This window comes from Boudabousia tangfeifanii, from assembly GCF_001856685.1.
Classification (GTDB): Bacteria; Actinomycetota; Actinomycetes; order Actinomycetales; family Actinomycetaceae; genus Boudabousia; species Boudabousia tangfeifanii.
Genome location: NZ_CP017812.1, coordinates 1514169 through 1539266, shown reverse-complemented (window position 1 = coordinate 1539266; position 25098 = coordinate 1514169). Strand labels below are relative to the sequence as shown.

The following is a 25098-nucleotide window of genomic DNA, read 5'->3' as shown; positions in this document are numbered from 1 at the left end:
ACAACTGGTTATCCCATCTTACCTTGTACTAACGAGAAAAATGCTAAAAATGCGGACAGCGAACAGAGGACCTAAGACTATGGTGGCGAACACGTTCGGCAGTAGAATGTAACTGTCACTAGACGTGTGCGCTTTAACCGCCTGAAGTCATAAATCACTTTACTTTCAGGCGAAAGCCAAAGCGCAAATTCACTATTTAAAGGAGATACACGTGGCACGTATTGAAGCTATTGGAGCTCGCGAAATCCTAGACTCTCGCGGTAACCCCACCGTCGAGGTTGAGGTCCTACTAGAAGATGGCACTCTTGCCCAGGCTGGCGTTCCTTCGGGCGCTTCCACCGGTGCATTCGAGGCCGTTGAACGTCGCGATGGCGACAAGGACCGTTACATGGGTAAGGGCGTACAGGACGCTGTTGACGCTGTCATCGACACCATCGCTCCCGAATTGGTTGACCTAGACGCTTCTGACCAGCGTGCAATCGACGAAGCTATGATCGCTCTCGACGGCACCGACAATAAGGGCAAGCTAGGCGCAAACGCCATCTTGGGTGTTTCCTTGGCCGTTGCTAAGGCTGCAGCTGATTCCGCTGGCCTCCCACTTTACCGTTACCTCGGTGGCCCGAACGCTCACGTTCTACCAGTCCCAATGATGAACATCCTCAACGGTGGTTCCCACGCTGACACCAACGTTGACATTCAGGAATTCATGATTGCTCCGATTGGCGCTCCAACCTTCCGCGAAGCACTTCGCTGGGGTGCTGAGGTTTACCACACTCTTAAGGGTGTTATTAAGGAACGCGGTCTTTCCACCGGTCTTGGCGACGAGGGTGGTTTCGCACCTAACCTTGACTCCAACGCTGAAGCTTTGGACCTCATCGTCGAAGCTATTGAAAAGGCCGGCTACAAGCCAGGCGCCGACGTTGCCTTGGCTCTAGACGTTGCTTCCACCGAATTCTTCAACACCGAAACCAAGACCTACAAGTTCGAAGGTGAAGAGCGCGACACCGCTTACATGGTCAAGTACTACGAAGATCTCATCTCGAAGTACCCATTGGTCTCCATTGAAGACCCATTGAGCGAAGACGAATGGGAAGCATGGGCCGACCTCACCGCTGCTATTGGTGACCGCGTCCAGCTAGTTGGTGACGATTTGTTCGTAACCAACCCAGCTCGCCTCGAAAAGGGTATTGAAATGGGCGCCGCTAACGCTCTCTTGGTTAAAGTAAACCAGATTGGTTCCTTGACTGAAACCCTCATGGCTATCGAAGACGCTAACCGCGCTGGATACCACACCATGACTTCGCACCGTTCGGGTGAAACCGAAGACACCACCATTGCTGACCTCGCAGTTGCCACCAACTCCGGTCAGATCAAGACTGGTGCACCTGCTCGTTCCGAGCGCGTTGCTAAGTACAACCAGTTGCTACGCATCGAAGAAGACTTGGACACCGCAGCAGTTTACGCTGGCCGTTCCGCCTTCCCACGTGCAAAGTTCTGAGCCATATAGCTTTGAACTAGCCCAATAACTGGGTAAAAGCATTCGGATTCCCCGGCAGTATTACTGCCGGGGAATCTTATGTCATCACTATTAGCAATCTTTCAGCGCGGCAGTTGGAAAAGAACGGAAAGGTTCGTCAAAATAGCCACATGGAGAATCAAGGACCGCGCCGACCTCGGCAAATAAAAGGTAGCCAAACAGGACGAGAAATATCGCGTCCTCGGCGTCCTCAAACTCCAAGCCAAAACCCCGCGAACTCGGCTTCTAACGCTGCAAGTTCTCAGCGTTCGGTAGTGGGACACACGTCTACTAACCGCAAAGAGAACCCCCGCAGCCTAAGCAAACTTACCAAGGGTCGGAGCAAAGCCGCTGAGACCGGCGCTACTGGGCAAAAACGGGGTACTGCAGAAATCCCAGCTGGCGCCTACGCCCGCCGCCCCGCTGCCAGACGTCCAAGAAACAGCGCGCCTTCGGTACAAGCCGCTCCGGTCATTAAAGCAGACGGAACCGTCGGGGAAGTTAGCTACCAACTTGGCGGCTTTATCCTACTATTAATCGTTCTGGTACTTTTTCTAATTAGCCCAATTAAACAGCTTCTTTCGAATCAGCAGGAATACCGACAAGTACAAGTAGAAATTGCTAACCAAAAGGCCTTGCAGGCAGAACTAAAAGATCGTCTTGCGCAATGGAATGATCCCGATTTCGTCGCTTCGCAAGCCCGTGAACGACTTGGATACGCTAGACCGGGCGAAACTCAATATCTGATTACCGGTAAAGAAGTACCGCAACAAATTCGCTCACAAAACCAAGCAGAAGCGCTTAGCGGACCGGTACGCCCTTGGTTCCTCAAGCTCTCCGATTCGCTAGTGACTACAAACAAAATTAACCAAACTCTAAATACCACTCCAACGAAAGAACAACCATGAATCCCACCGAAGCCACAGACAAAGACCTAGAGATCATTGCCGACCAGCTTGGGAGGGAACCACGCGGGGTACTAGCTATTGCCGCCCGTGACGATGCCGGCATCCCCCTAGTTGTAGCTACAGCCCCACGTCTCGACAATGGCACGCCGTTTCCTACCACTTTTTACCTTACTCACCCCGATGCTGTTAAAGCTTGTTCAACCCTGGAAGCTGAGCACTTGATGGAAACTATGAACGCGGCTCTCGGGGCAAACGAAGAACTAGCTGAACGCTACCGAAAAGCCCATGATCAATATCTGGCCGAACGTGAGAAGTACGGCCACGTGCCAGAAATCGTAGGTGTTTCTGCCGGCGGAATGCCCACTCGGGTAAAATGCCTGCATGCCTTGCTTGGACATGCGCTGGCGGCAGGACCGGGAGTAAACCCAATCGGTGACTGGACGATTAAAGTCTGTGCTGAACGAGGTCTATGGAAAGCGCCAGCTGCACACTTAGCGGCGCTCGAAACCGAAACCGAAAGCGAATAAGGAACGAATATGCGAGTTGCCGGCATTGACTGTGGAACGAACTCAATTCGTCTACTGATCGCCGATTATCAAGACGGTAGATTAACCGACCTAGTGCGCGAAATGAAAATCGTGCGCCTCGGCCAAGACGTGGATAAGACCGGACGGCTAGCCGATGAAGCGCTCGAACGTACATTCGCGGCCATCGACGATTACGCGCGAGCGATTAAGGAACATCAAGTTCAAAAAGTGGCTTTTGTTGCCACCAGTGCTAGTCGTGATGCTGAAAATGCGGCTGAGTTTGTAGCTGGGGTTGAAGCCCGTTTGGGGATTAAACCAGCCGTTATTTCTGGTCACACCGAGGCCTCTCTTTCCTTCCTTGGTGCCAGTTCTGGGCTGCCTACTGACCTACCTTTGCCCAAACTTGTTGTTGATATCGGGGGCGGTTCAACCGAATTTGCCTTCGGAGCAGAGGAACTCGAATCGGCGATTTCTGTGGATATGGGATGCGTCCGCGTCACCGAGCGTTTTGCCGGAAAGGTTAACGAAGCTCCTGCCCGTGAGTTCGTACAAGCTTTGCTGACCGAGGTCGAAAAAGTAATCGACCTCGGGAAAGTAAAAACACTCGTCGGGCTAGCCGGATCGGTTACTTCCTTGACCGCACTGGCCTTAGGATTGGACTCTTATCAACCAGAAAAGATTGATGGTACTTTCCTAAGCGTGCCAGAGATCAGACAGACCACCGAAAGAATGCGGCTAGCTACCCCTGAAGAAAAAGCTCAGATGGGTTTCTTACACCCACAACGAGCAGACGTAATTGGTGCCGGCGCCTTGATCTGGGAAGAAATCGTTACCCAGGTAGCCGACCGGGTCCGTCAGGCCGGGGGAGAACTTACCGGTGCCTATACCTCAGAACATGACATTCTTGACGGCATCGCCCTCGGAGTAGCCACCGGCAAACTTTAAAGTCAGAAGAAACCTTAGGATAATAATCCGATTGTGCTCTAAACGAGTTTGTGGCCCCCACCCAAAGCAAGGTGGGGGCCACAAACGTAGCAGCTAGTTAGTCTCAGTGATGACGCGAAGAGTGGTGACGGTGGTGTCGTACTCGGCGTTGTACCAAGAAGGAACCGAGCACTGCCGAAATCAAAGTACCGATCAAGACCGCAAGCTTGCCGTGCTGTACGTGCTCTGAACCTGGAGGGAAGGCCAAACCGGCCACCAAGAGTGCCACGGTAAAGCCGATGCCACAGAGAATCGAAATCGGCATGATATCGCGTAGGCTGACGCCATTGCCCAAGTGCAGACGCGTCATGCGGGTCAAGAAAGCAACCGAACCGAAAATGCCAACGAACTTACCGATTGGCATACCAATGATGATACCGACCGTTACTGGGTCAGCTAGCGTATCCCAAAGACCCTTCGAGTCGATAACATTGACGCCTGCTGAGAAGAAGGCGAATAGAGGAAGCGCGACACCGGCAGACCAAGGTTGAATCTTGTGAACGAAACGGTGCGTCATTTGTTCCTCGCGACCGCGACGGGTAGCAGGAACGACTAGACCAAGAAGCACACCAGCGATAGTGGAATGAATGCCAGAAGCATGCATAAAACCCCACGCCAGAACGCCCAATGGGATCAAAAGGAACCAATAGGTGATTCGCTTATTGACCAAGAAAGCAAAGACTGCCACCGCAGCTAGAGCAGCTAAAAGGGCAACGAAATTAAGGTGTTCAGTGTAGAACACTGCAATCACGATAATGGCCAAGAGGTCATCAACCACGGCCAAAGTAAGCAGGAAGGTGCGGGCCGCTGGTGGGAAACCTCGACCAAAGATGCCCAACAAAGCTACAGCGAAAGCAATATCGGTCGCAGTTGGGATCGCCCAACCGTGGAAGGCAGGTTCTTCCGAGCCAAACTGAATAATGACATAAAGCAACGCTGGGCCAATCATGCCGAAAACAGCAGCCAACATGGGGAGTGCAGCTTCTCTAATGTCACGAAGCGAGCCGGTCACGAATTCCGTCTTGAGTTCCAGACCAACCACAAAGAAGAACAAAGTCAACAGGCCATCTGCCGCCCAGTGGGAAACAGGCAGATGCAAGTGCAAGGATTCTGGGCCGAAAGTGTATTCCGAAATTCGCTCGTAAAGGTGACGGGCAGGAGAGTTGGCGACCACCAAGGCGGCAACCGCGCAAGCCATCAACAACAAACCGGACTTGGTTTCATCCGCCAAAGCCTTAGGAATGTTGGTGATATTGCGCCTAAATGACTGCCAGAGGGTCTCCTGGTTCGAATGAGCCGTATAGTAGACACGACGACGAGCACTCTGAAGAATATGAGGACGTGTGATTCCTCGCATAGCAGGGTCGTTAAATCGCGAACTACTGCGAATGCCTTGCTGCTTATAAGGCATTTTGCGTTGACGTTCTGCTCCGTTTTTCACTATTAACCTTTATTAGCTGTCGAATTATTAAAACTTGAGCTATCATTTTACAAAGAATCTACCGCCTACCCTGGGTTCAAAGGCCCTTTAGTGGTAGACTTCTCCCAGCTTTACGAACTTTTCGTTAAGCGCCCCCATAGCCCAATTGGCAGAGGCAATCGACTTAAAATCGATGTGTTGCGGGTTCGAGTCCCGCTGGGGGTACCACTATTGAGTGACAGCCAATGTTCGCTCCCAAGGAGGGGTTTATATGTCCAATCCAGTTTTCAGCAACATGACTGAACTTAAAACGCCAGCAGGTTACCCAACCATGCCAGGCTACACACCCGGTCAGGGAACACAAAGTCGTTCAAATGCTGGCACGATGCCGCAGCCGCAAGTTGTTCCGCCGGTGCAGTACGATCCGCTTGAGAGCCAGTACGCTGGTCCTGCAGCAACCAACAGCGAGATGGGTCGAGTTACCTATGACTCGGTACTAATGAAGTCGCTTTTCTTGTTTGCACTAGCAATCGCAGCTGGGGTAGGCGAATGGTTGCTATTCTCTTGGAGCGGCCAGAACATTGCCACCACGGTTGGTTTTGGCGCCACTTTTGCCGGCTTCATCTTGGCCATGATTAACATTTTCAAAAAGAGCATTAGTCCGACCTTGATTAGCCTTTACGCCATCTGTGAAGGCGCCAGCTTGGCCTTCTTCTCGATGCTCTTTGAAACCATGGTCCCCGGCGTGGTTTTCCAAGCAGTGATCGCCTCGCTGATTGTCTTCGCAGTTTCATTAGGGCTGTTCGCCTCCGGGAAGGTGCGAAACTCAACTCGTCTTGCCAAGTTCACCTTAATGGGTGTGCTTTCCTTGCTACTACTTCAAGTCGCTGATTTCTTCCTAGTCCGCTTTGGAGTAATCAATAATCCTTGGGGACTCGAAGGTGGCACGATTTTCGGAATCCCAGTTGCTGGTCTACTGGCTTTGCTCGTCGTTTTCCTTGGCGTCAGTTCTTTGATTGGCGACTTTGATTCAATCAAGCTGGCTGTCGAGCGTGGATTGCCTGACGTAGTTGGTTGGAAACTTGCCTTTGGCTTGATGGTCACCTTAGTTTGGCTATACACCCAGCTGCTTCGCTACTTGGCGATTTTGAACGACCGCAACTAGTTTTTGGCATGAGGCTACTTCAGCTTTCCTCGCCAATGGCATAATCTGCCATGAAATAACCCTAAATTTCAGATTTAAAGCACCCTTTTCAGAAAAAACTGGAAAGGGTGCTTTATCCTTTAAGGTATGGAAGAAATGCTAAATGTAGAACAGCCCTTCGGGGAAAAGCCCACTATCGACTTCAAAGAAGATACCGCTCCTGCTGGTTTGCAGGTTCAGGTGCTTTCCGAGGGCGACGGTGACATCGTAGAAGCCGGCGACCAGATCGCAGCCCACTACCTCGGCCAGGTCTGGAACGGAAACGTCTTTGACAATTCCTTCGACCGCGGCCAGCCGTTAGTTTTCCAAGTTGGCGTCGGGATGGTCATCCGCGGCTGGGACGATGGCCTAGTTGGTCAGCGTGTCGGTTCCCGTGTGCTTCTTTCGATTCCTTCGGAACTTGGCTACGGTGACCGTGGCGTGCCACAGGCCGGCATTAAGGGCGGCGACACCTTGGTCTTCGTAACCGATATCCTAGGCAAGCTCTAAAAACTCCAAGTATCTGGACTATAGGGGAATAACATGATGGATCTAATGGTTCGTTTGGCAGAACGGACAGATGCCGTGGCCGCTGGGATCGCTCAGCTCGGCTCGCTTTGTCGTTCGCTAGAAGGCGGCTGGGAACTATCAGATGCCCCCAATACTCCAGAAATGGCTTGGGCGCAGGATCGTCTAATTCAACGCTGGCACGACCGGATTGTCGCTCCCCAGATTGGGGAACGGTTAGCGGTGGCCATGATGGGTCATCGTTTAGTTGGTTGTGCCAGCGTGAAACCCACCGAAGGAGAAGGCCGCACCATTACGGATGTGCGTCGTCTAGAACTTGAGGGAGTCTGGATCGATCCACAGTTCGCCATCGAAATTGGGGTAGGCGCTCCTGCTCCAAATCGTCAAAGCTTTATTCCGCTTTGGGAACGTTCAGAATGGGGTGGGGGCGACCTCGTCCAGCCTGAAATCGAAACTTTGGATCCTTTGGAACCTGACGCTGCTAGCGTTACTTTGCTCCCTGATTCTGGGGTGCTTTCTCCGAAACAGATTATTGAAATTGCTCGCGTGCGCTTGCTGGAATACGTTTTGCCGGGGCTTGCTCCGGCACAGACTTGGGTCTGGCGAGAAGACGGGGAATCGAGAGACTTTTATCGGGACAACGGCTTTACTCTTGATGGGATGAGTCGTTTGGAACCCGAATTGGGAGTAGAAATGCTCCGTTTGGTGCGCTGAAGTAAGCCACCTTTTCTAACTGATCGGGCTACCTAGCTTATCTTTATCCGATAACTTTTGGCGCCTTTGATCAGTCATATCAGTTCAATTAAGAAATCTGAGGAACATTTTGTTCGGAAAACTACTATCTGATACTAAATCAAATAAGTCAGTTAAAGTCAGAAAGCCGATCTATAAAGTGGATCGTCGTGACGCAAAAGATGCGGTGAGCTATGGGGTTCGTGTAGCTGCCGCATGGTCTTGGCGCATCCTAGTGATTGCTGGTGTTTCCTACCTGCTAATCCAGCTTGGAGCTCAGCTTTCCATGGTGCTAGTGCCGGTAATGATTTCTTTGCTGTTTACGGCAATGCTGGCGCCAATGGTTCGCTTCTTGACTATCAAACTTCATTTTCCGAGGGCGCTTTCAGCCCTTACCGCGTTAATCATCGGCACTGGTGTGGTGGCTACTTTGCTGTCTGTCGCCATTGGCCAGATGATTAATGGTGCTCCTAGCTTGGCTTATAAGGCTAGCGCTGGGTTTAACACTTTGATGGATTGGATTAGTGATGGTCCTTTGGGAGTGAAAGAAGCTCAGGTAACGCAGTGGATTCAGCAGGCGGGCAACCAGCTGACCGCCGCAGTGAAAGCGAATGTTAGTTCGATTGCCTCGGGCGCATTCTTTGCCGCTTCTACTGCCGCTTCGAGCCTGGCAACGATTATCACGATTCTTTTCTGCGTCTTTTTCTTCTTAAAGGATGGGCGTGAGATTTGGCTCTGGTTGGTTCATCTAACCCCACGAAATGCTCGTCGAGCGATTCACGAATCGGCTTACACTGGCTGGCAAACCGTTGGTGCTTGGGCACGAGTCCAGGTTTTGGTTGCTGCGATTGACGCAGTTGGGATCGGTACTGGTGCCTACTTCCTTGGGGTTAGCCTTTGGGGTCCGATTGCCTTGACCACTTTCTTGGCTGGTTTCATTCCAATGGTTGGTGCGATTGTTGCCGGTGCGCTAGCTGTCTTGGTGGCGCTGGTAGACGTTGGTCCGACTGCCGCTTTGATCATGCTGATTATCGTTCTAGTTGTCCAGCAGCTTGAAGGGAACGTGCTCCAGCCATTCCTGATGGCTTCTGCTGTAGCGTTGCATCCGGTCGCAGTTTTGCTCGGGGTGACTGCCGGTGGTTATCTTGTTGGTATTCTCGGCGCTTTGTTCACTGTGCCGGTAATGGCCTTCTTCAATGCAGCCATTTCGCGGGCAGCTTCTGCTGATGCCTATGAGAATAAATCAGGAGACAGCGACGAGGACTTGTACTTAGTGGACTCTGACGACTCCGATGAGGAAGAGGATGAGGCTGAGGAAAAGTCTGATCAGGAAGAGAAAGCTGACGCCTGATCTAACCCAATATGCCGAGGTCGCCTTCGGCAGTTGATACAAGGGCTATAGGACAGTAAGTGTGTCCCTGAGGCGGGTTTTCCCCTGTGTTTGCAGGGGAAAACCCGTTTTTTAGTTGGTTTGACTGAACTTCCCAGTCGGACAAAAAGTGTGTCTCTAACAAGGGTTTTACCGCGCTATCATGCGTAAAAGTGGCATTTCAAGTTCCCTGAGGTAGGGGTTCATATAGGACAAAAAGTGTGTCTCAAAGTCTCACTTTCGCCTGCGATTACGCCTAAAAATCGGGGCTAGAGTTAGCCAAAATTGGGGTATGAGTAGACCAAAATGCCCCACGTGTAAAACCCAGATGAAGAAGAACGGCACCACCACTTCAGGCACTACTCGCTGGAGGTGCTCAATGTGTAACGCCAGCACGAGCCTTAAGATCGATAATCGCGCTAAAACCATGAAACGCTTCCTTGAGTGGCTATTACACCCCTACCCGTTAAGCCGCTTACCTGGCGCAGGTAGAACCTTTCGACGTCAAACCGCCTGGTGCTGGGATTACTGGCCGGCAGCACCCCTATGCCCCGTATACACTGAGGTAGTTCATGTTGATGGTATTTATCTTGGGCGCAAAGCAGTCGTATTAATCGCCGCCGCTGCTGGGCAAAAAGTGCTTGCCTGGCATGTTGCCCGTAGGGAATGTGCAAGCTCATGGCAAGCCCTGCTACGTAAACTACAACGCCCATCAATCGTTGTTTGCGACGGCGGGAGCGGCTTTGCCAAGGCCTGTAAAGAACTATGGCCCACCACCAAAATCCAACGGTGCACCTTCCACGTGTTCACCAACATCAGAGCTCAAACCACACTCCACCCACGAACTGCGGCCGGAAGAGAAATCCTAAATCTAGGGCGTAAACTCCTTACAGTCCGCACCGAAAACGACAGAGACGAATGGATCGATCAATACCTATCCTGGTGCGCTCGTTACAAAGAATTCCTCGCCGAAACCACCCGCCTAGAAAACGGGCAAATCGTGCCAACACACGCCCGACTACTCAAAGTGCGCAACCTGCTTAACAACCTTTTGGCCAAAGGACATATCTTCACCTACCTAACCCCTGAGGCCTATCCAGACGGGAAAATACCAAAGGTAGAAGATCTCTTACCAGCAACCAACAACCTCATCGAAGGATCCATAAACTCGCCCCTGCGTGAACTCTTACACGCACACCGGGGAATGAGCTTACTGCACCGTCTAACCACCATCTGCTGGTGGTGCTATCGCCATTCATACAATCCACAAGATATCCCAACAATACTGAGCACAATATGGACCCACGACGAAATCCTTAAAGCCAACCAAAAAGCTGCCAACCCAACCCCAGACCCAGACTACAACTCCCTAATCGGCGGACCAATATTTGGAACATACCCGCTATACAAAGAACTCCACCACACCTACCACTACGAGAGGTAAAAATCAGACTACAGACACACTTTTTGTCCTATAGCCCTGATACAAATCTAGATAGTTAATCGCCAGTGGTTCAACCCCTTGCTGGGGTGTCCACTGGCGATTAACTATATTTAGTTCAAGTGTGAAGCTAGCTTTGAAAAGCTAGCCGTTTTTGGTTCAGCCCTGGAACGGGGTGACCGAAAGAATCTTGACGTCGAACTTACGACCGGTAGGTGCGGTGTAAGGGACAGTGTCACCCACCTTGGCACCTAGAATGGCTTTACCTAGTGGAGCTTGCGGGGAGTAAACTTCCAAGTCCATGTCTTCCGAGGCTTCGCGCATGCCCAATAGGAATTTCATGTCGCGGGGGCCAACTTTTGCTTCGACAACCATACCTGGGCTGACTACGCCGTTATCTTCAGGAATCTCGCCAACTTCACAGTTGCGCAGGAGTTCTTCCAACTGAGCGATTCGGGTTTCGTTCATGGACTGCTCGTCGCGAGCTGCATGGTAAGCGCCGTTTTCTTTCAAGTCGCCGTCCTGGCGAGCCTCATCAATTTTGCGGGCGATTTCGGGACGCTTTTCTTCAGTCAAAGTTTTTAGTTCAGCCTGAAGCTTGTCATAGGAACCTTGGTCAATCCAACGTTTTTCGCTCATTTTTTCCTCTTTTTCTAAAACGGTTTGCTAGCCAAGCATCATAGTCAACAAGTCCATCGGTGACTAGTGGCGAAAGCGCCCTCGGCTATTTGCGTAATGGTGACATACTAACTTAAAACTGCGAAATATGCGGCAATACACATGAGTGTCCAGCCGATAATGGTGCAAGTGTGGAAAAACTCGTGGAATCCGAAGATCTTGGCATTACGTCCGGGCCAACGGGTGCCGTAGAAGATTGCCCCAATGGTGTAGGTCAGTCCGCCAGCTACTAGGAGCCAGACCACTGCCCAGCCAACGCCTTGCGCAATGGGGTATAAGAACCACAGGGCAGTCCACCCTAAGACTACGTAGAGGGCAGTGTAGAGCCAGCGTGGAGCATCTAGCCAGAAGATTCTCATGAGGATGCCGATAGCGGCACCTGACCAGACTATTGAGAGCAGGATGGTCGCTTGGGTTTGGTTAAGGGCAGAGACTGCGATGGGGGTGTAAGTGCCCGCGATTAATAGGAAGATATTGGAATGGTCCATTCGACGTAAGATGGCGTCTCCCGTTTTACCCCAGTTGCCACGATGGTATAGCGCTGACGTGCCAAAAAGTTGGACGGAGCAAAGCAGGTAAATGACGCAAGCGATGGTTCGTCCAGTAGTGGGGGCCAAGATTAGCAGCACGATGGTGGCAGCCAGCACGAGTGGCACACTGATTAGGTGGATCCACCCTCGCAGAAGGGGCTTCTCTTCCCAATCGGGCATGGTGAATATTTCGCGTTCGGCTTTCGGCGACATCGGTCTCTCCTTGGTGAGTCTAAAGCTAACTTTACCCCGTTTGAGGCAAAGTAGGTATAGGCGGTAGGGTTATCGCAAAGACACTTGTTGTGGGTTGTCCTCGGAAGGAGCGCGAATGGGCATAAATGATTTGCTTTACGATGCCTATGAACGGCGTTTGCGTCACGAAATTTCGCAATCTGGGGCGATTCCGCGGCATGTGGGAGTAATCCTTGACGGTAATCGTCGTTGGGCGAAGCAGGCCGGGTTCGATACCGCTTCAGGGCATCGTCAAGGTGCACGAAAAATCTTTGACTTTTTAGGTTGGGCAGAAAGTGCTGGAGTTGAGATCGTCACCTTGTGGATGCTTTCGACCGACAACTTGGGACGTTCCAGCCGCGAGCTTGAGCAACTAATGGGCATTATTACTGAGACCGTAGATGATTTGGCGGCGAGTGGCTCGTGGCGACTGCAGCTGGTAGGTAACTTAGATTTGTTGCCCAGCGAGGCCGCGAAAACTATGGCTGCCGCCTGTGATCGTACTAAGGACTGCAATGGCATGCTGGTCAATGTCGCGGTGGGGTATGGCGGTCGTGATGAGATTGCCGAGGCCGTTCGCCGCTTACTTAAGAAGCGGGCAGCGCGTGGCGACAGCCTAGAGCAGGCAGCTACTGAAGTTGATGTGGAAGAGATTGCCGAGAACCTATACACCTACGGGCAACCTGATCCCGACCTAGTAATTCGTACTTCGGGTGAACAGCGTTTGTCCGGGTTCTTGCTTTGGCAGTCGGTGCACTCTGAATATTATTTTTGTGAAACCTATTGGCCCGATATGCGACGGGTTGATTTCTTGCGCGCCCTACGTGACTATGGTCAGCGCGAGCGTCGCATGGGCCGCTAACGCTAGGCTACTGGTTCATTTACTGTTGACCCGCGTTTTCTACTTTTACGCGAGCAGCATCGAGTACTTGCTGGCAGCGGGCGGCAAGCGCTTGGCCTCGTTCCCACATGGCAAGTGCCGACTCTAGCGGGATATCGCGTGAGTCGAGTCCACGAACAACCTCAATTAACTCTGCTCGGGCTTGTTCATAGCTGAGCTGCGAGGGGTCGACAGGCTGGTTTTGGTTGGGCACTTGGCCGTTGGCTGCTGCTGGGTTCATTTGGTTTTCCATTTTCTTCCTTTTCTTCTGTTTAAGTTTGGGTTATTTCAGGCCGGCTGCGGAGATTTGGACGGTGGTAATGAGGTTGCCTTCAGCCAGCATGATTTGGAGCATGTCGCCCTTTTTGGCTTGAGTGTGGCTAGTGATGACTTTTTTGTCTGGACCGCGAACCACCGAGTAGCCGCGTTCCATGATGGCTCCGGGGGAGAGGGCGGCGAGTTCCCGAGTGAGACCACCGAGGGTGACTCGTTCGACTTCTAGTCGGTTGCGAAGCCGTTCGGCCATGGATTCTTTGGCCCGATCGAGGTCTTGCTGATGGGCATCGATAATCCCTGCAGGGGAGGCAAAAGTGGGACGTGAACGGATTTGTGCCAGCTGATCCATCTCGGCGCGTAGCCGTGAGGTAAAGGCGGTACGGGCATGGGCCAGTGCGTTTTGGACTCCAGTTAGTTCGGTTTCGAGGTCGGGGACGACTCGCTTGGCCGCATCGGTCGGGGTGGAGGCTCGATAGTCGGCGACGAGGTCAAGGAGTGGACAGTCGGTTTCGTGTCCAATGGCGGAGACGATGGGAGTCTTGGCAGCAAATGCTGCCCGGACGATGCGCTCGTCAGAGAAGGGGAGGAGGTCTGCGACGGCCCCACCGCCACGGGTGATGATAATGACGTCGACATCAGGGATTTGGTCTAATTCTTGTAAGGCTGCCACCACGGTTGGTGGGCACTGCTCGCCTTGGACATTGGCGTAGCGGGTTTCGAATTGGGCAGCTGGCCACCGTCCTCGGGCATTAACGATTACGTCCTGTTCTGCTTTCGCGCCTTGCCCACAGATTAGGCCGATTTTTCGGGGGATGACTGGTAGAGGTTTCTTATGGGAGGCGTCAAAGATGCCTTCCTGGGCGAGGGCGACCCGTAACTGTTCGATTCGTGCCAACATTTCGCCGAGACCCTGGAGGTGAATTTCAGCGGCTTGAAGTTGTAGGGTGCCGGTGCGTGTCCAGAAAGTGGGCTTAGCGTAGACCACTACCCGGGAGCCGGGGGCAATGGTGTCTTTAACTGGGGCAATAACCCCTGCCCACATGGAAACTTTGAGGTGCTCTTCCCCCTCGAGATCACGCAAGGTGAGGAAGGTCATTTTGTTCCCGGGGCGAATTGAGAGTTCCTCTACTTCTGCTTCGATCCAAGTCGGAGACATGCGATCGATGTAGCCCTTCATTTTTTCGGAAAGTAGGCGCAAGGGCCACGGGTTTTCCCGGGTAGTTTCGAGGGCGGTAGCAGCAAGTGGTTGACTCATGTCCTCCATGGTTGCATTAAAATGTGGTTTTTTCTACTGAGAAAGTACAGGTTTGACTGGTAGGGTTTTCCACATGAGTGCGAAGAAGATTTTGTTAGCGAATCCTCGAGGCTACTGCGCGGGCGTGGACCGGGCAGTAGAAGCTGTTGAGCGGGCCTTGGAGTTGTACGGGTCCCCAGTGTATGTGCGCAAGGAGATTGTCCATAACAAGTTTGTGGTTAGTTCCTTGGCTAAGCGGGGCGCGATTTTTGTTAACGACACTGATGAGGTGCCCGAGGGCGCCCGGGTGGTTTTCTCCGCGCATGGCGTTTCCCCGCAGGTGGTGGCGCAGGCCCAGGCTCGTCGTTTGGAAACCATTGATGCGACTTGCCCGTTGGTGACGAAGGTGCATCGTGAGGCGGTACGTTTCGATAAGGGCGATTACGACATCATTTTGGTGGGCCACGAGGGCCACGAAGAGGTCGAGGGTACTTTCGGACATGCTCCAGAACGCATCCAGATCGTGGGTAGCCCAGATGAGGTTGACCAGGTTGAGGTTCGTGACCCGGAAAAGGTGGTGTGGCTGAGCCAGACTACTTTGTCGGTGGACGAAGCGATGGAGACGGTTCGTCGCTTGCGGGAAAAGTTCCCGAAGCTACAAGATCCGCCGAGCGATGACATTTGCTATGCCACCCAGAATCGTCAAGGGGCAGTTAAGGCCATGGCCGACAAGGTAGATGCCATGATCGTGGTGGGCTCGGCAAACTCTTCTAATTCGGTGCGACTTTTGGAAGTTGCCTTGGAAAATGGCACTCCGAAGGGGGTTCGCGTTGATGGGGCAGATGAGTTGGATCCGGAGTTCTTTGCTGACGTGGAAACTGTCGGTTTGACTTCGGGCGCATCAGTGCCAGAAATTTTGGTGCGCGACGTGATTGCTTGGTTGTCCACTCAAGGCTTTAACGATTTGGAAAAGGTAGAGACCCAAACCGAGTCGATTAGCTTCAGTTTGCCTAAGAATCTGCGTTCTGATTTGAAAGAGGCAGGCAAACTTGACGTGCACAATGATCGGGATCGCTCTCGCCCTGACCACGTCGCCTAGCATGCTCGGTTAGTTTTCTGGCGTCCCCAGTTCTGGACTGGCAAAAGTGCGTACGCTCGCATCATCGATTAGTTTGAGCTGGTCGATGGGAGTGGCAGCCGCAATTTTTCTGGCCTGAGGTAGGACGCGTCCTTCCAGCGAGGCCACGGTCTGGTTGTAGTTTTTCAACGCGTTTTGCAGGTTTGAGCCCACTTTTTGCAGGTGGGTAACCGAGGTCTGGAGCCGTTTGGTTAGTTCCTGGCCGAGGGCGATAATCTGGCTGGCGTCATCCTCGCTTTGCGCCCAAACCCATGACTGGGCAGCTGATCGCAGGGTGGCCAAGAGGGAGGTGGGTGTGACCAGGAAAATGTTTTTCCCAGCGGCTTCTTCTAACAGGTTGGGGTCGACTTCTAACGCTCCAGATAATAAGGCTTCAAGCGGCAGGAACAGTAGGGTGAAACCGAGCGAGTTCGACATTTGTCCATGGTAGTTGCGGCGCTCTAGTTCCTTAACATGATTTCGTAGGGCTACTGCATGCGAGCGCATCATGGTGGTGTAGGTGGCCGAGGCCGGATCAACCGCGGTGGCTTCTAGGTAGGCACCTAGGGGCACTTTCGCATCGAGTGGGATGACCTTCTCACCTGGCAGATTAATGATGGCGTCGGGGCGAGCCCCAGAGGCCAGCGCCTGTTGGGTTTCAAAATCGACGTGGGGGAGCATACCTGATACTTCGAAGAGCCGTTTAAGCTGCACTTCGCCCCACGCCCCACGGGATTGGTTCGCGCTGAGGGCAGACTTGAGTTGGCTGGTGGTTTCTAATAGTTGGCGGTCGTGTCCCGCATTCAGTGCCAGTTGCTGGCTGAGGGAACCAAGTTCCTTCAAGGTGTGATTGGTGGTTCGTGCCAGATTATTCTCCAAGGTTTGGAGGTTTTGTTTGAGGGCGACGAGATCCTGCTGGGTGGCGGTCCAAGCGGCAGTCCCGCCCTCGGCAGGCGTGATTGCCGGTGAGGTGGGAGCTAAAAGATAGCGGGCTATTACCAGGCCAGCTAGTACCCCTACGGCTAGGCCGAGTAGCAGCATTAGAAAGGAAACCAAACTCATGCCTTCTATTAAAACGCGAGTTTAACGCGTTTTAGGGCAGGCCAATCCGAGGTTGGGGAAAGTCAGTGCTGTTTAAAGTAGACCGGTGCGGGTCTTGGTCGGGTATCTGAGGACAGCACTTGTCGAGTTTGATGCCGTGAGCACCTTCCGCGTTTAATGCAGAGCAGGCCTAGCCGCACTTGATGCAGAGTAGGTCTAGCGAGCGGCACATGAGATGAAGCAGCGCTAGCCGCACTGGGTGCATGGCAGGTCTAGCCGCACTTGATGCCGGTGGCGTGCACTGGGCAGTACCCGCCCGGATTCTTGGCTAGGTAGTCCTGGTGGTATTCTTCAGCTGGCCAAAATGCGGGAAGCTCGTTGGGACCATAAATCGTGGTGGTGACCGGTCCGTAACCTGCAGCAGTGAGTTTTTCTTGCGCTTGCTGACGCCACTTCAGGGCAGCTTCGTAGGCGGCCTTGGTGGAGGTGAAGATGACCGATCGATACTGGGTGCCGAGGTCGTTGCCTTGGCCATCAACCTGTGTCGGGTCATGGTTTTCGAAGAAGAACTGTAGGGCCGTATCGATCTGATCCGAGTCGATTTCTAACTCGACGGTTTCAGCATGCCCAGTCAGGCCGGTGCAAACCTGCGTGTAGGTGGGGTTTTCAGCGTGCCCGCCCATGTAGCCAACCTCGGTGTTGTGCACCCCGGGGAGTAATTTTGCGGCCTTTTCCACGCCCCAAAAGCAACCCATTGCTAGGTAGAGTTTTTCAGTGGACATGTGGGCCTCCTTCGGGGTGAACGATTTTTCATTAGTTTAGTTGCCATTTTCGAGGGAGTAAAGCCCCGACTTGGGGACGTGATGTTGTGCGGGTGGGGTGCCGCCCTCGGCGTTGATGGCGTAGAATGTGCCTGTGGCTTTAACTATTGGGATTGCAGGACTGCCGAATGTTGGCAAGTCGACTTTGTTTAATGCGCTAACTCGCGCAACCGTTTTGGCAGCGAACTACCCGTTCGCAACGATTGAACCTAACGTGGGTGTGGTGCCTTTGCCTGACCCTCGTTTGAATCAGCTGGCAGAGGTATTCAACTCTGAACGCACTGTTCCAGCGACCGTTTCGTTCGTTGATATTGCGGGTATTGTGCGTGGTGCTTCCGAGGGTGAAGGGCTGGGCAACCAGTTTTTGGCGAACATTCGTGAGGCTGACGCGATCTGCCAGGTGACTCGTGCTTTTGCCGACCCGGACGTGGTTCACGTTGACGGCAAGGTGGATGCTGCCGCCGATATTGAAACCATTTCTACCGAACTGATTTTGGCTGATATCCAAACGTTGGAGAAGGCAATTCCTCGTTTGGAAAAGGAAGTTCGTGGCAAGAAGACTGAACCGGTTTACCTTGATACCGCGAAGGCTGCTTTGGCCCTGCTCGAGGACGGCAAGTTGCTTTACGCCGAAGCCGATAAGGCCGGTTTGGACAAGGATGCGCTCAAGTCCTTCCAGCTAATGACTACCAAACCATTCATTTACGTGTTCAACATGGACTCGGATGGTATGGATGATAAGGAACTTCAGGCAAAGCTCTCGGCTTTGGTCGCACCTGCCGAGGCCGTCTTCCTTGATGCGCAGTTTGAGTCGGAGCTAGTCGAGTTGGACGAGGACGAGGCCGCCGAAATGCTGGCCGACGCCGGGGTAGAAGAATCCGGCCTCGACAAACTAGCCCGTGTTGGTTTCGATACCCTCGGTTTGCAAACCTATCTGACTGCTGGTCCGAAAGAATCGCGTGCCTGGACTGTCAAGAAGGGTGCGACTGCGCCGGAAGCTGCCGGTGTCATTCACACCGACTTCCAGAAGGGCTTTATTAAGGCCGAAGTTGTTTCCTTCGACGATCTAATGGAAGCAGGCTCCATGGCCAACGCCCGCGCCGCCGGCAAAGTCCGGATGGAAGGCAAAGACTACATTATGGTCGACGGAGACGTCGTCGAATTTAGGTTTAACGTGTAGTTTTCCGCAAGATTTCAACGAATTTGCCCCTGCTGGCAGCGTCTTTTGACGTTACTTGCAGGGGCAAATACGTTTTGCTCTCTAAAGGCGGAGAGTCGATTATAAACATCGAGACTTTCTGAAATCCGTTCTTAGCTTGCGTTGATGTATGTGATTAGAATTGCCCATTTTTTCACAATATTTACCTACCGCAAGCAATTCATATATGTAAGTAGCAAAATAATGATGTAGGCGATTTGCTATCTCTATGTTTAGCTGGGCTGGAAAAGTATAGCGCTCGAAGAGTTGGCAATTGTTCCTTGCACTAGACGATTCTGAAAGTAAAGGAAAATCTGATGAAAAGATTCTTGCGATTCTTAACTCTAGGATTAGCGTTAATCTTGGCTATCACTATTGCGCCGATTGGGAAAACCCAAGTTTCTAACAGTGCAATGGCAGACAGCTATGCGCAATATGCCAAAGACACCAAAGAGTATTTTGACAAGATTCAAACGGTGGCGGTAAAAGATATATCTTTGAGTAGAAAAGATGCCCAGTTTAGTCACTATTTGAATCAGAAAGCTGCCGAACGTAACCGTTATTTGATGCGGCAAAACCCGCGTCCTGGAGCGGAGGATGTCTGTCGCTATCCTAACGTGTTCTGCGGCTTTAATGTGAATCAACCCTATCGTGGAGAAGACATTGCCTACCTTACCTACGTGTACAAGTTTTCTATCGCACAACTTGGGATCCAAGACGGCTTCGACGTCAATAATGGTTTGGCCGGTAATGGGCAAGGATTCTTAGGGAACAAAGGGCCTGGTGGTCTGTTACCTTTGGGACTGAGCAACTATTTTGATAGCTATGGTGTTTCGGTTTCCGGTGGTCCAGAAAATTTTCAAATCTATATTACGATCGCTATGTCTCGCGCCGAATGGCTGGCGAAAATGGGTAAGGATGTTTCTAAAGCCACGTATCGAACAGTTAAGTCGAATGATGATATTCAGTGGGGTCGTCGTCTCCCGAATGGGACAATCGGAGCCTACTGGCTTTCGCACATTAGCGGTGAGGAATGGCAAAAACGGGTCAGGGCACTTTCCAGTGAAGTCTCTTCAGTGGGACGAAAGAGTAAACACCGCCTTGTTCCAAAAACTAACCGCATCTCTTCTGGGGTATCACGGCTTAAATTTGAATCTGTGTTTTCCGATGTAGTAGATCCCAAGACTGAGCGGCCAAAAAGTGGTTTTGTGGGTGAAATAAACCATCTCTACCTTTGGGGGTATACCACAGGTTGGAATGGCCCCAAGGGGCAGAGGCTTTATAGGCCTGACCAGAAAATTACTCGTGAAGCAATGGCTGCTTTCCTTTATCGGTATGCTCATGGAGGTGAGCGAAATACCGCTCAGTTTAATGGGAAAGAGTTTAAAGATGTCGGCAAATCGAATCCATTTAGGAACGAGATCATGTGGCTTCGTCAAACAGGGATTACAACTGGTTGGAATGATGGTACTTTCCGTCCTAAGGAGCCAATCAGTCGAGAAGCAATGACAGCGTTTTTATATCGTCTATGCTCCCAAAAAACAAGCAAATCTTTCGGATATGGACCATTCCCGCAGGGCGACTTTGACGTTAGACTTCCTCTGCCAACAGCTGTTCAGAAACGGATGAAGGAATCGAATCTTTGGCTGTCTAAGGGTGCCGGTGGGAGCATCTGCGATCCGCTGAACCGGCCAAACCGGTATTTAGTGCCTAAAGATGGGCAAAGACTCTTCAAAGACACAGTGGTTAATCGAACCACTGGTTTTGGGAAGGAGATCTGGTGGGCCAAACAAATTGGGATCACAACTGGATGGGGCGATGGCTCATTCCATCCGGAAGCCCCGATTAGCCGTGAGGCAATGGCTGCCTTTATTTATCGCCTACACACTGACAAATTCGTGCAGTAACTGTAGCTAGTTACGCTGGCCCGTCCTTCCTCGGCGGCCAGCGTAACGTGTTTTACGACCGGTTTTTGGGAGATGCCAGTGGTGTGGTGCCTTTGCCTGACCCTCGTTTGAATCAGCTGGCAGAGGTGTTCAACTCTGAACGCACTGTTCCAGCGACCGTTTCTTTCGTTGATATTGCGGGTATTGTGCGTGGTGCTTCCGAGGGTGAAGGGTTGGGCAACCAGTTCTTGGCGAACATTCGTGAGGCTGACGCGATCTGCCAGGTGACTCGTGCTTTTGCCGACCCAGACGTGGTTCACGTTGACGGCAAGGTGGATGCTGCCGCCGATATTGAAACCATTTCTACCGAACTGATTTTGGCTGATATCCAAACGTTGGAGAAGGCAATTCCTCGTTTGGAAAAGGAAGTTCGTGGCAAGAAGACTGAACCGGTGTTTCTTGATACCGCTAAGGCTGCTTTGGCCCTGCTCGAGGACGGCAAGTTGCTTTACGCCGAGGCCGATAAGGCCGGTTTGGACAAGGATGCGCTCAAGTCCTTCCAGCTAATGACTACCAAACCATTCATTTACGTGTTCAACATGGACTCGGATGGTATGGATGATAAGGAACTTCAGGCGAAGCTCTCGGCTTTGGTCGCACCTGCCGAGGCCGTCTTCCTTGATGCGCAGTTTGAGTCGGAGCTAGTCGAGTTGGACGAGGACGAGGCCGCCGAAATGCTGGCCGACGCTGGGGTAGAAGAATCCGGCCTCGACAAACTAGCCCGTGTTGGTTTCGATACCCTCGGTTTGCAAACCTATCTGACTGCTGGTCCGAAAGAATCGCGTGCCTGGACTGTCAAGAAGGGTGCAACCGCTCCGGAGGCTGCCGGCGTTATTCACACCGACTTCCAGAAGGGCTTTATTAAGGCCGAAGTTGTTTCCTTCGATGATCTAATGGAAGCAGGCTCCATGGCCAACGCTCGCGCCGCCGGTAAAGTCCGGATGGAAGGCAAAGACTACATTATGGTCGACGGAGACGTCGTCGAATTCAGGTTTAACGTATAATTTACCTGAGATCCAAATACGCGACAAGACTATTGAGACTACATGACGCCATGTTCTAGCTCTGCAAGTTGCGCTTCTTTTGATCAGCCTCCGCAAAGTTTTAATAGGGGTTGGCAAGGGCAAGACTAAAGAGCCTCGACAGAAGAAAATTGCCTTAGACTGGGAAATCTTCATGATGATTTATGCTGTCAAATAGGCTTTTTAGCGAAATCATTAAGGATACGGCGCGACTCATGAATTCCCGCTATATCCTGATAAGTTGAGCAGTGAAGGTGGTCTCTATGGAGCTACACTGTTTAGCAATAATTGGGGTGTTCGAACTCGCACTGAAGGTAATCTTGCTGACGGTGGAATCCAATCATGATAGAGAACTTCCCAAAGGTATAAGGTCATTCGTGCCTAACTAACTAATCTGAACGAGTTTCGAATTTTCTAAATTAGGGTGGGTATTCGTTTGCATAAGTCAAAGTATTTGGAACATATTGGGAGCAGAAAAGGCGACTAGATTCACCTTAAGGGAGGGGGAAAAAAAAGCTATTGTCAAAGGCATGTACTGGCTTGGCCTCACCGGTCATTCTTGCATTATGCGATGATCTGGAGCGAGTTTCGCAATAGTCGGTACCAAAATAGGGACAAATAGCATCAGCGGAGATACGCTACTACTTCATTGCAGCTTCCCGCTTGATAACTAAGTCATATTGAAGCTTGACTGTAAAAGCTAAAGCTGCCGCCGCTGAAGGAATAATTTGGCCTTCTCAGCAACGACAGCTTTAGGATTTTAAAATGTGTTAATTCTAGTCAAGCAAACTCAAATAAAAACTATCGAGTAAATATTAATAGGATTTGCTTTGTGATTATTTATTTATTTTTCTAGATTTATCAGATTTACTGTTCTTACTATATTGCGGCAAACTCAGCTAGAATTCAAAGCTCTCTTCTGATTTTATGCAACAATCGTTTTCTTCTTCAAGTAATGCTTTTAGGGCACGATTCCTAGCCTCGCTAGTAATTTTTTCTTAATCTGTTTGCAATCGGGACAGTTATCATTTGCGCCCAGTTCACAATTGCATTTTTGACATTTTTCCATTTTGGTTCTTCACCTCCGATCATGTATTTGGTTTTTTCATCTTCCAAGTTACACCGATAGTATCGTGTTGAAAATTGGAATAATGTGCGAAGAGATTAAGCACACCAATATTTGTCTTGAGGGGAGAGAATATAGGACTTTCTTCCAATAGGAGTGGATTATTTGCCCCCATGGTTTGAGTTCGTTGCTGCTAGCTTTATTTGTTTCGGACGCAGTTTCTCAGAATCTGTAAGTTATGAAGTAAAGGTCGGGCATTTGCATGGGCAATAGATGCTTTTCCTAGAAAATATTAATGTGGCGTAGGGTTGTTGTAATTATTATAAATACCGGCTCTACTCACCATCCTCTAGGGGGATATACTCAAGAAGTAAGGTTTTAACGACTTCTTTCTGGAGACTATGAATTTTCGTCCAGTAAGTCTTCGCTTGGTCTTGAGTTTTTACTTTACGGCATTCTTTCTCATAATATGAAGGGATTGGGTACGCTGTTCCGTTGTGATCTTTGGTGTATTTAAGCATTAGACTGTGTAACGCTTCAAGAGCTGCAAAGCTAGCTGCAACTTCTTCGTCGGATGAGTCCGTGCCATAAGAGAAATGTAGCCGCTTCATCCTTGGGTAAGTAAGGTAGAATTCGCATTTTTGTGAGAATGTCTTTGTATCTTCGGGAAAGGGAATAGCCTTTCTCCTAGCTTCTAATATTTTCCTCAGGTTTGCTATTGTACTAATATCTTTGTTTGCCGGAGCATTTTCTGTTATTGATCGGAGCTGTTTCTCTAATAATGCTATTGGGATACTACGATTCCCGTATGAAATGTTGGCAACATTTGAAGACTTGCCAAAAGATGAATGGCTTAGGAGTATAGTTTCCAGTGCTTCAAAATCCATGCTTTCCGTTTCACTAGAAAAATTGTTGGCCTGATATCTATTTTGAATCTCATTTTGTTTGAGGATCGGAATAGTCGCTCTCAAAAGGTCGCACCAGCGTTCTATATTACGAGGGAAAAATACTGGACCTATTTTTTTCGTATTTGATTCTTGATCCTTGTTGATTGTTAATAGGGCGACCAGTACACGGATATTTACGACTAGAGAGGGTAGAAAACATTTTTGTTTGGCTAGAGTTTCTAGGATTCCGTCAAAGGATTTGCTATCGAAAGAGCGATACGGGAAGGCTTCCATACGCATTAGCTGATATTTTTTCCACCCAGCGTCCCATAAATCGGTAGACTTCTTACGATACCAGCCTGGCTGGGTTGTTTCTTCAGGTTTTGTTTTGCTTAATTCTGGTACTTGTTCATAATCAAGCTTAGTGCCATCCCAAGGTAGGTAAAGAGTTTCATTAGGGGTTTGTCTTAGGCAATGCCAAAGATAGTATTGGTCCTTTAATGCTGTATGTTCAAGCTCTGGTTTTACATCCTTGTTTTTCTGGACAACTTTTGCTAAATCTTCACCATACCCAGGATTTGCCAGTAACCAAACACCTTTAATATCGAATGAATCGGTTTTTGGGTCAGATGGGAGAGCAGAAAACGACTCCGGTAAAGCAATAGACGGTAGAAAGTCCTCATTAATTTTTTTCTTCTTCTTATCCTTGTCCTCTACGGTTTCGACAAGGCCTAGTACATAGTGAAGCAGTAGCGGATTATCGGTATCAGAGGCGCACAACGTCTTAAGATCTTCGCCTTTATTGAAAATGTTAGTTTCAAAATCGAAAGTTGAATTTTCACTCTGGAGTAGATTGCAATTTATAAACGCTTCGACAGAATCTTCAACTCCGTCTTCGCCTTTTATTGCAATAAACTTTTCCATTAATGGAAAATCTAAAGGATGAAATGCTTTGAAAAGAAAATGGGCTAAATCTTGATAATCTTCTGATTCCAACTCGGAGAGTGCCTTAGGGAAAACCAGAGGAGGATTTTCGATATAGGTTTTGGCGCTTTCTACAGAGCTGGTCTCGTTTTGGACGTCAGGATCGGTGAAATGTATATTGTGGAAATCAGTATAAATTTTCCAAAAGTACCCAGCATTACGTAACTCTGTGTCTAAGTCTCTTACTGGAGTCTCAAAAATCTGTTCTAGAACTTGAACTAGGGAGATATCTGAAAGTGTTAGCTCGGAGTTTTCGGGCGACTCAACTAGATAGGCAAATCTTTCGGCTCGAGTTGAATAAGCTGTTTCAACATATTTTTTTAGCGCGTCAAAGTAAGTATTAAAATCTGAGTTGGAGCTCTTCTTAGTTGGATTGGGCATGACGATACCTTTCAGTAGTTTTGCTCACATAATATTCTGCTTGGACTGTTTTTTCGTGCGGTTGCAAATATTGAATCAATATTTTCACAGTCCGCTAAAGTTTTGATTTGCAAATTAAAAATTTAGTATTTTTGTTTTTTACCTTGTTTTGGTTCGGGGCTCGTCTTGTTAGAGCTATTTCCTTCCAAACAAGCCCCG

21 protein-coding genes, 1 tRNA gene and 1 pseudogene are annotated in these 25098 nt (G+C 50.4%); 15 read left to right on the top strand and 8 right to left on the bottom strand.

Features of this window, described 5'->3' with window-relative positions:
• Positions 1-211: 211 nt before the first annotated feature.
• The 4 genes from eno (at position 212) to BK816_RS06350 (ending at position 3896) form a co-directional block, all read left to right on the top strand.
• Complete coding sequence (gene eno, locus BK816_RS06365; protein WP_071164423.1) at positions 212-1498, top strand: phosphopyruvate hydratase; 1287 nt, start codon at positions 212-214, stop codon at positions 1496-1498.
• A gap of 149 nt (positions 1499-1647) precedes the next feature.
• Complete coding sequence (locus BK816_RS06360; RefSeq protein WP_083379123.1) at positions 1648-2424, top strand: FtsB family cell division protein; 777 nt, start codon at positions 1648-1650, stop codon at positions 2422-2424.
• Positions 2421-2951: a DUF501 domain-containing protein gene (locus tag BK816_RS06355; RefSeq protein ID WP_071164421.1), complete on the top strand. Its 531-nt coding sequence runs from the start codon at positions 2421-2423 to the stop codon at positions 2949-2951. Before BK816_RS06360 ends, BK816_RS06355 begins: the two co-directional genes overlap by 4 nt.
• Positions 2952-2960: 9 nt before the next feature.
• A complete protein-coding gene (locus BK816_RS06350; RefSeq protein WP_071164420.1) occupies positions 2961-3896 on the top strand; it encodes a Ppx/GppA phosphatase family protein in 936 nt (311 codons plus the stop codon).
• A 103-nt stretch (positions 3897-3999) separates the two neighbouring features.
• Here BK816_RS06350 and nhaA read toward each other — a convergent pair whose 3' ends face one another.
• Positions 4000-5376 carry a Na+/H+ antiporter NhaA gene (gene nhaA, locus BK816_RS06345; protein ID WP_236842309.1) on the bottom strand — a complete coding sequence of 459 codons (1377 nt, stop codon included), beginning with the start codon at positions 5374-5376 and terminating at the stop codon, positions 4000-4002.
• Positions 5377-5506: 130 nt separating this feature from the next.
• Here nhaA and BK816_RS06340 point away from each other — a divergent pair.
• The 6 genes from BK816_RS06340 to BK816_RS06315 all read left to right on the top strand — a co-directional run bounded on the left by BK816_RS06340 (position 5507) and on the right by BK816_RS06315 (position 10611).
• A tRNA-Leu gene (locus BK816_RS06340) sits at positions 5507-5583 on the top strand.
• Positions 5584-5626: 43 nt separating this feature from the next.
• Entirely contained in the window at positions 5627-6520 is an 894-nt protein-coding gene (locus BK816_RS06335) for a Bax inhibitor-1/YccA family protein (RefSeq protein ID WP_071164419.1), read from the top strand.
• 126 nt (positions 6521-6646) lie between these two features.
• Positions 6647-7048 carry an FKBP-type peptidyl-prolyl cis-trans isomerase gene (locus BK816_RS06330; RefSeq protein WP_156981998.1) on the top strand — a complete coding sequence of 134 codons (402 nt, stop codon included), beginning with the start codon at positions 6647-6649 and terminating at the stop codon, positions 7046-7048.
• A gap of 33 nt (positions 7049-7081) precedes the next feature.
• Positions 7082-7780: a hypothetical protein gene (locus BK816_RS06325; protein ID WP_071164417.1), complete on the top strand. Its 699-nt coding sequence runs from the start codon at positions 7082-7084 to the stop codon at positions 7778-7780.
• A 109-nt stretch (positions 7781-7889) separates the two neighbouring features.
• Complete coding sequence (locus BK816_RS06320) at positions 7890-9149, top strand: AI-2E family transporter (RefSeq protein ID WP_071164416.1); 1260 nt, start codon at positions 7890-7892, stop codon at positions 9147-9149.
• A gap of 310 nt (positions 9150-9459) precedes the next feature.
• Positions 9460-10611: an IS1249 family transposase gene (locus BK816_RS06315; protein WP_156981946.1), complete on the top strand. Its 1152-nt coding sequence runs from the start codon at positions 9460-9462 to the stop codon at positions 10609-10611.
• Between the two features lie 156 nt (positions 10612-10767).
• Here the strand turns inward: BK816_RS06315 and greA are convergent, their stop codons facing one another.
• The gene (greA, locus tag BK816_RS06310; RefSeq protein ID WP_071164415.1) at positions 10768-11247 is read right to left on the bottom strand and encodes a transcription elongation factor GreA; all 480 of its coding nucleotides are present in this window, start codon (positions 11245-11247) and stop codon (positions 10768-10770) included.
• Between the two features lie 107 nt (positions 11248-11354).
• The gene (trhA, locus tag BK816_RS06305; RefSeq protein ID WP_071164414.1) at positions 11355-12029 is read right to left on the bottom strand and encodes a PAQR family membrane homeostasis protein TrhA; all 675 of its coding nucleotides are present in this window, start codon (positions 12027-12029) and stop codon (positions 11355-11357) included.
• 115 nt (positions 12030-12144) lie between these two features.
• Between trhA and BK816_RS06300 the strand changes: the two genes are divergently transcribed.
• Positions 12145-12909 carry an isoprenyl transferase gene (locus BK816_RS06300; protein WP_071164413.1) on the top strand — a complete coding sequence of 255 codons (765 nt, stop codon included), beginning with the start codon at positions 12145-12147 and terminating at the stop codon, positions 12907-12909.
• Positions 12910-12928: 19 nt separating this feature from the next.
• Here BK816_RS06300 and BK816_RS06295 read toward each other — a convergent pair whose 3' ends face one another.
• Together BK816_RS06295 and xseA are read right to left on the bottom strand one after the other, a co-directional pair.
• On the bottom strand, positions 12929-13180 hold the full coding sequence (locus tag BK816_RS06295) for an exodeoxyribonuclease VII small subunit (RefSeq protein WP_236842308.1): 252 nt from the start codon (positions 13178-13180) through the stop codon (positions 12929-12931).
• A 30-nt stretch (positions 13181-13210) separates the two neighbouring features.
• Positions 13211-14458 (bottom strand): exodeoxyribonuclease VII large subunit, encoded by a 1248-nt coding sequence (gene xseA / locus BK816_RS06290; protein WP_236842307.1) that lies wholly within the window; start codon positions 14456-14458, stop codon positions 13211-13213.
• Between the two features lie 73 nt (positions 14459-14531).
• On the opposite strand from xseA, the gene BK816_RS06285 reads away from it, so the two are divergent.
• Positions 14532-15536: a 4-hydroxy-3-methylbut-2-enyl diphosphate reductase gene (locus BK816_RS06285; RefSeq protein WP_071164411.1), complete on the top strand. Its 1005-nt coding sequence runs from the start codon at positions 14532-14534 to the stop codon at positions 15534-15536.
• Between the two features lie 9 nt (positions 15537-15545).
• Here BK816_RS06285 and BK816_RS06280 read toward each other — a convergent pair whose 3' ends face one another.
• Positions 15546-16616 (bottom strand): DNA recombination protein RmuC, encoded by a 1071-nt coding sequence (locus BK816_RS06280; RefSeq protein ID WP_071164410.1) that lies wholly within the window; start codon positions 16614-16616, stop codon positions 15546-15548.
• A gap of 251 nt (positions 16617-16867) precedes the next feature.
• Positions 16868-17377, bottom strand: coding sequence for a peptide-methionine (S)-S-oxide reductase MsrA (gene msrA, locus BK816_RS06275; RefSeq protein WP_071164409.1), 510 nt, complete (start codon positions 17375-17377; stop codon positions 16868-16870).
• Positions 17378-17510: 133 nt separating this feature from the next.
• On the opposite strand from msrA, the gene ychF (BK816_RS06270) reads away from it, so the two are divergent.
• From ychF (BK816_RS06270) to ychF (BK816_RS06260), 3 genes and pseudogenes are all read left to right on the top strand, one after another.
• The gene (gene ychF, locus BK816_RS06270; protein WP_071164968.1) at positions 17511-18596 is read left to right on the top strand and encodes a redox-regulated ATPase YchF; all 1086 of its coding nucleotides are present in this window, start codon (positions 17511-17513) and stop codon (positions 18594-18596) included.
• A 335-nt stretch (positions 18597-18931) separates the two neighbouring features.
• Positions 18932-20521, top strand: coding sequence for an S-layer homology domain-containing protein (locus BK816_RS09545; protein WP_071164408.1), 1590 nt, complete (start codon positions 18932-18934; stop codon positions 20519-20521).
• A gap of 80 nt (positions 20522-20601) precedes the next feature.
• Positions 20602-21564: pseudogene (gene ychF / locus BK816_RS06260) on the top strand (redox-regulated ATPase YchF); the annotation flags it as partial.
• A 1419-nt stretch (positions 21565-22983) separates the two neighbouring features.
• Here the strand turns inward: ychF (BK816_RS06260) and BK816_RS06255 are convergent.
• On the bottom strand, positions 22984-24900 hold the full coding sequence (locus BK816_RS06255) for a hypothetical protein (RefSeq protein WP_071164407.1): 1917 nt from the start codon (positions 24898-24900) through the stop codon (positions 22984-22986).
• Between the last annotated feature and the right edge of the window lie 198 nt (positions 24901-25098).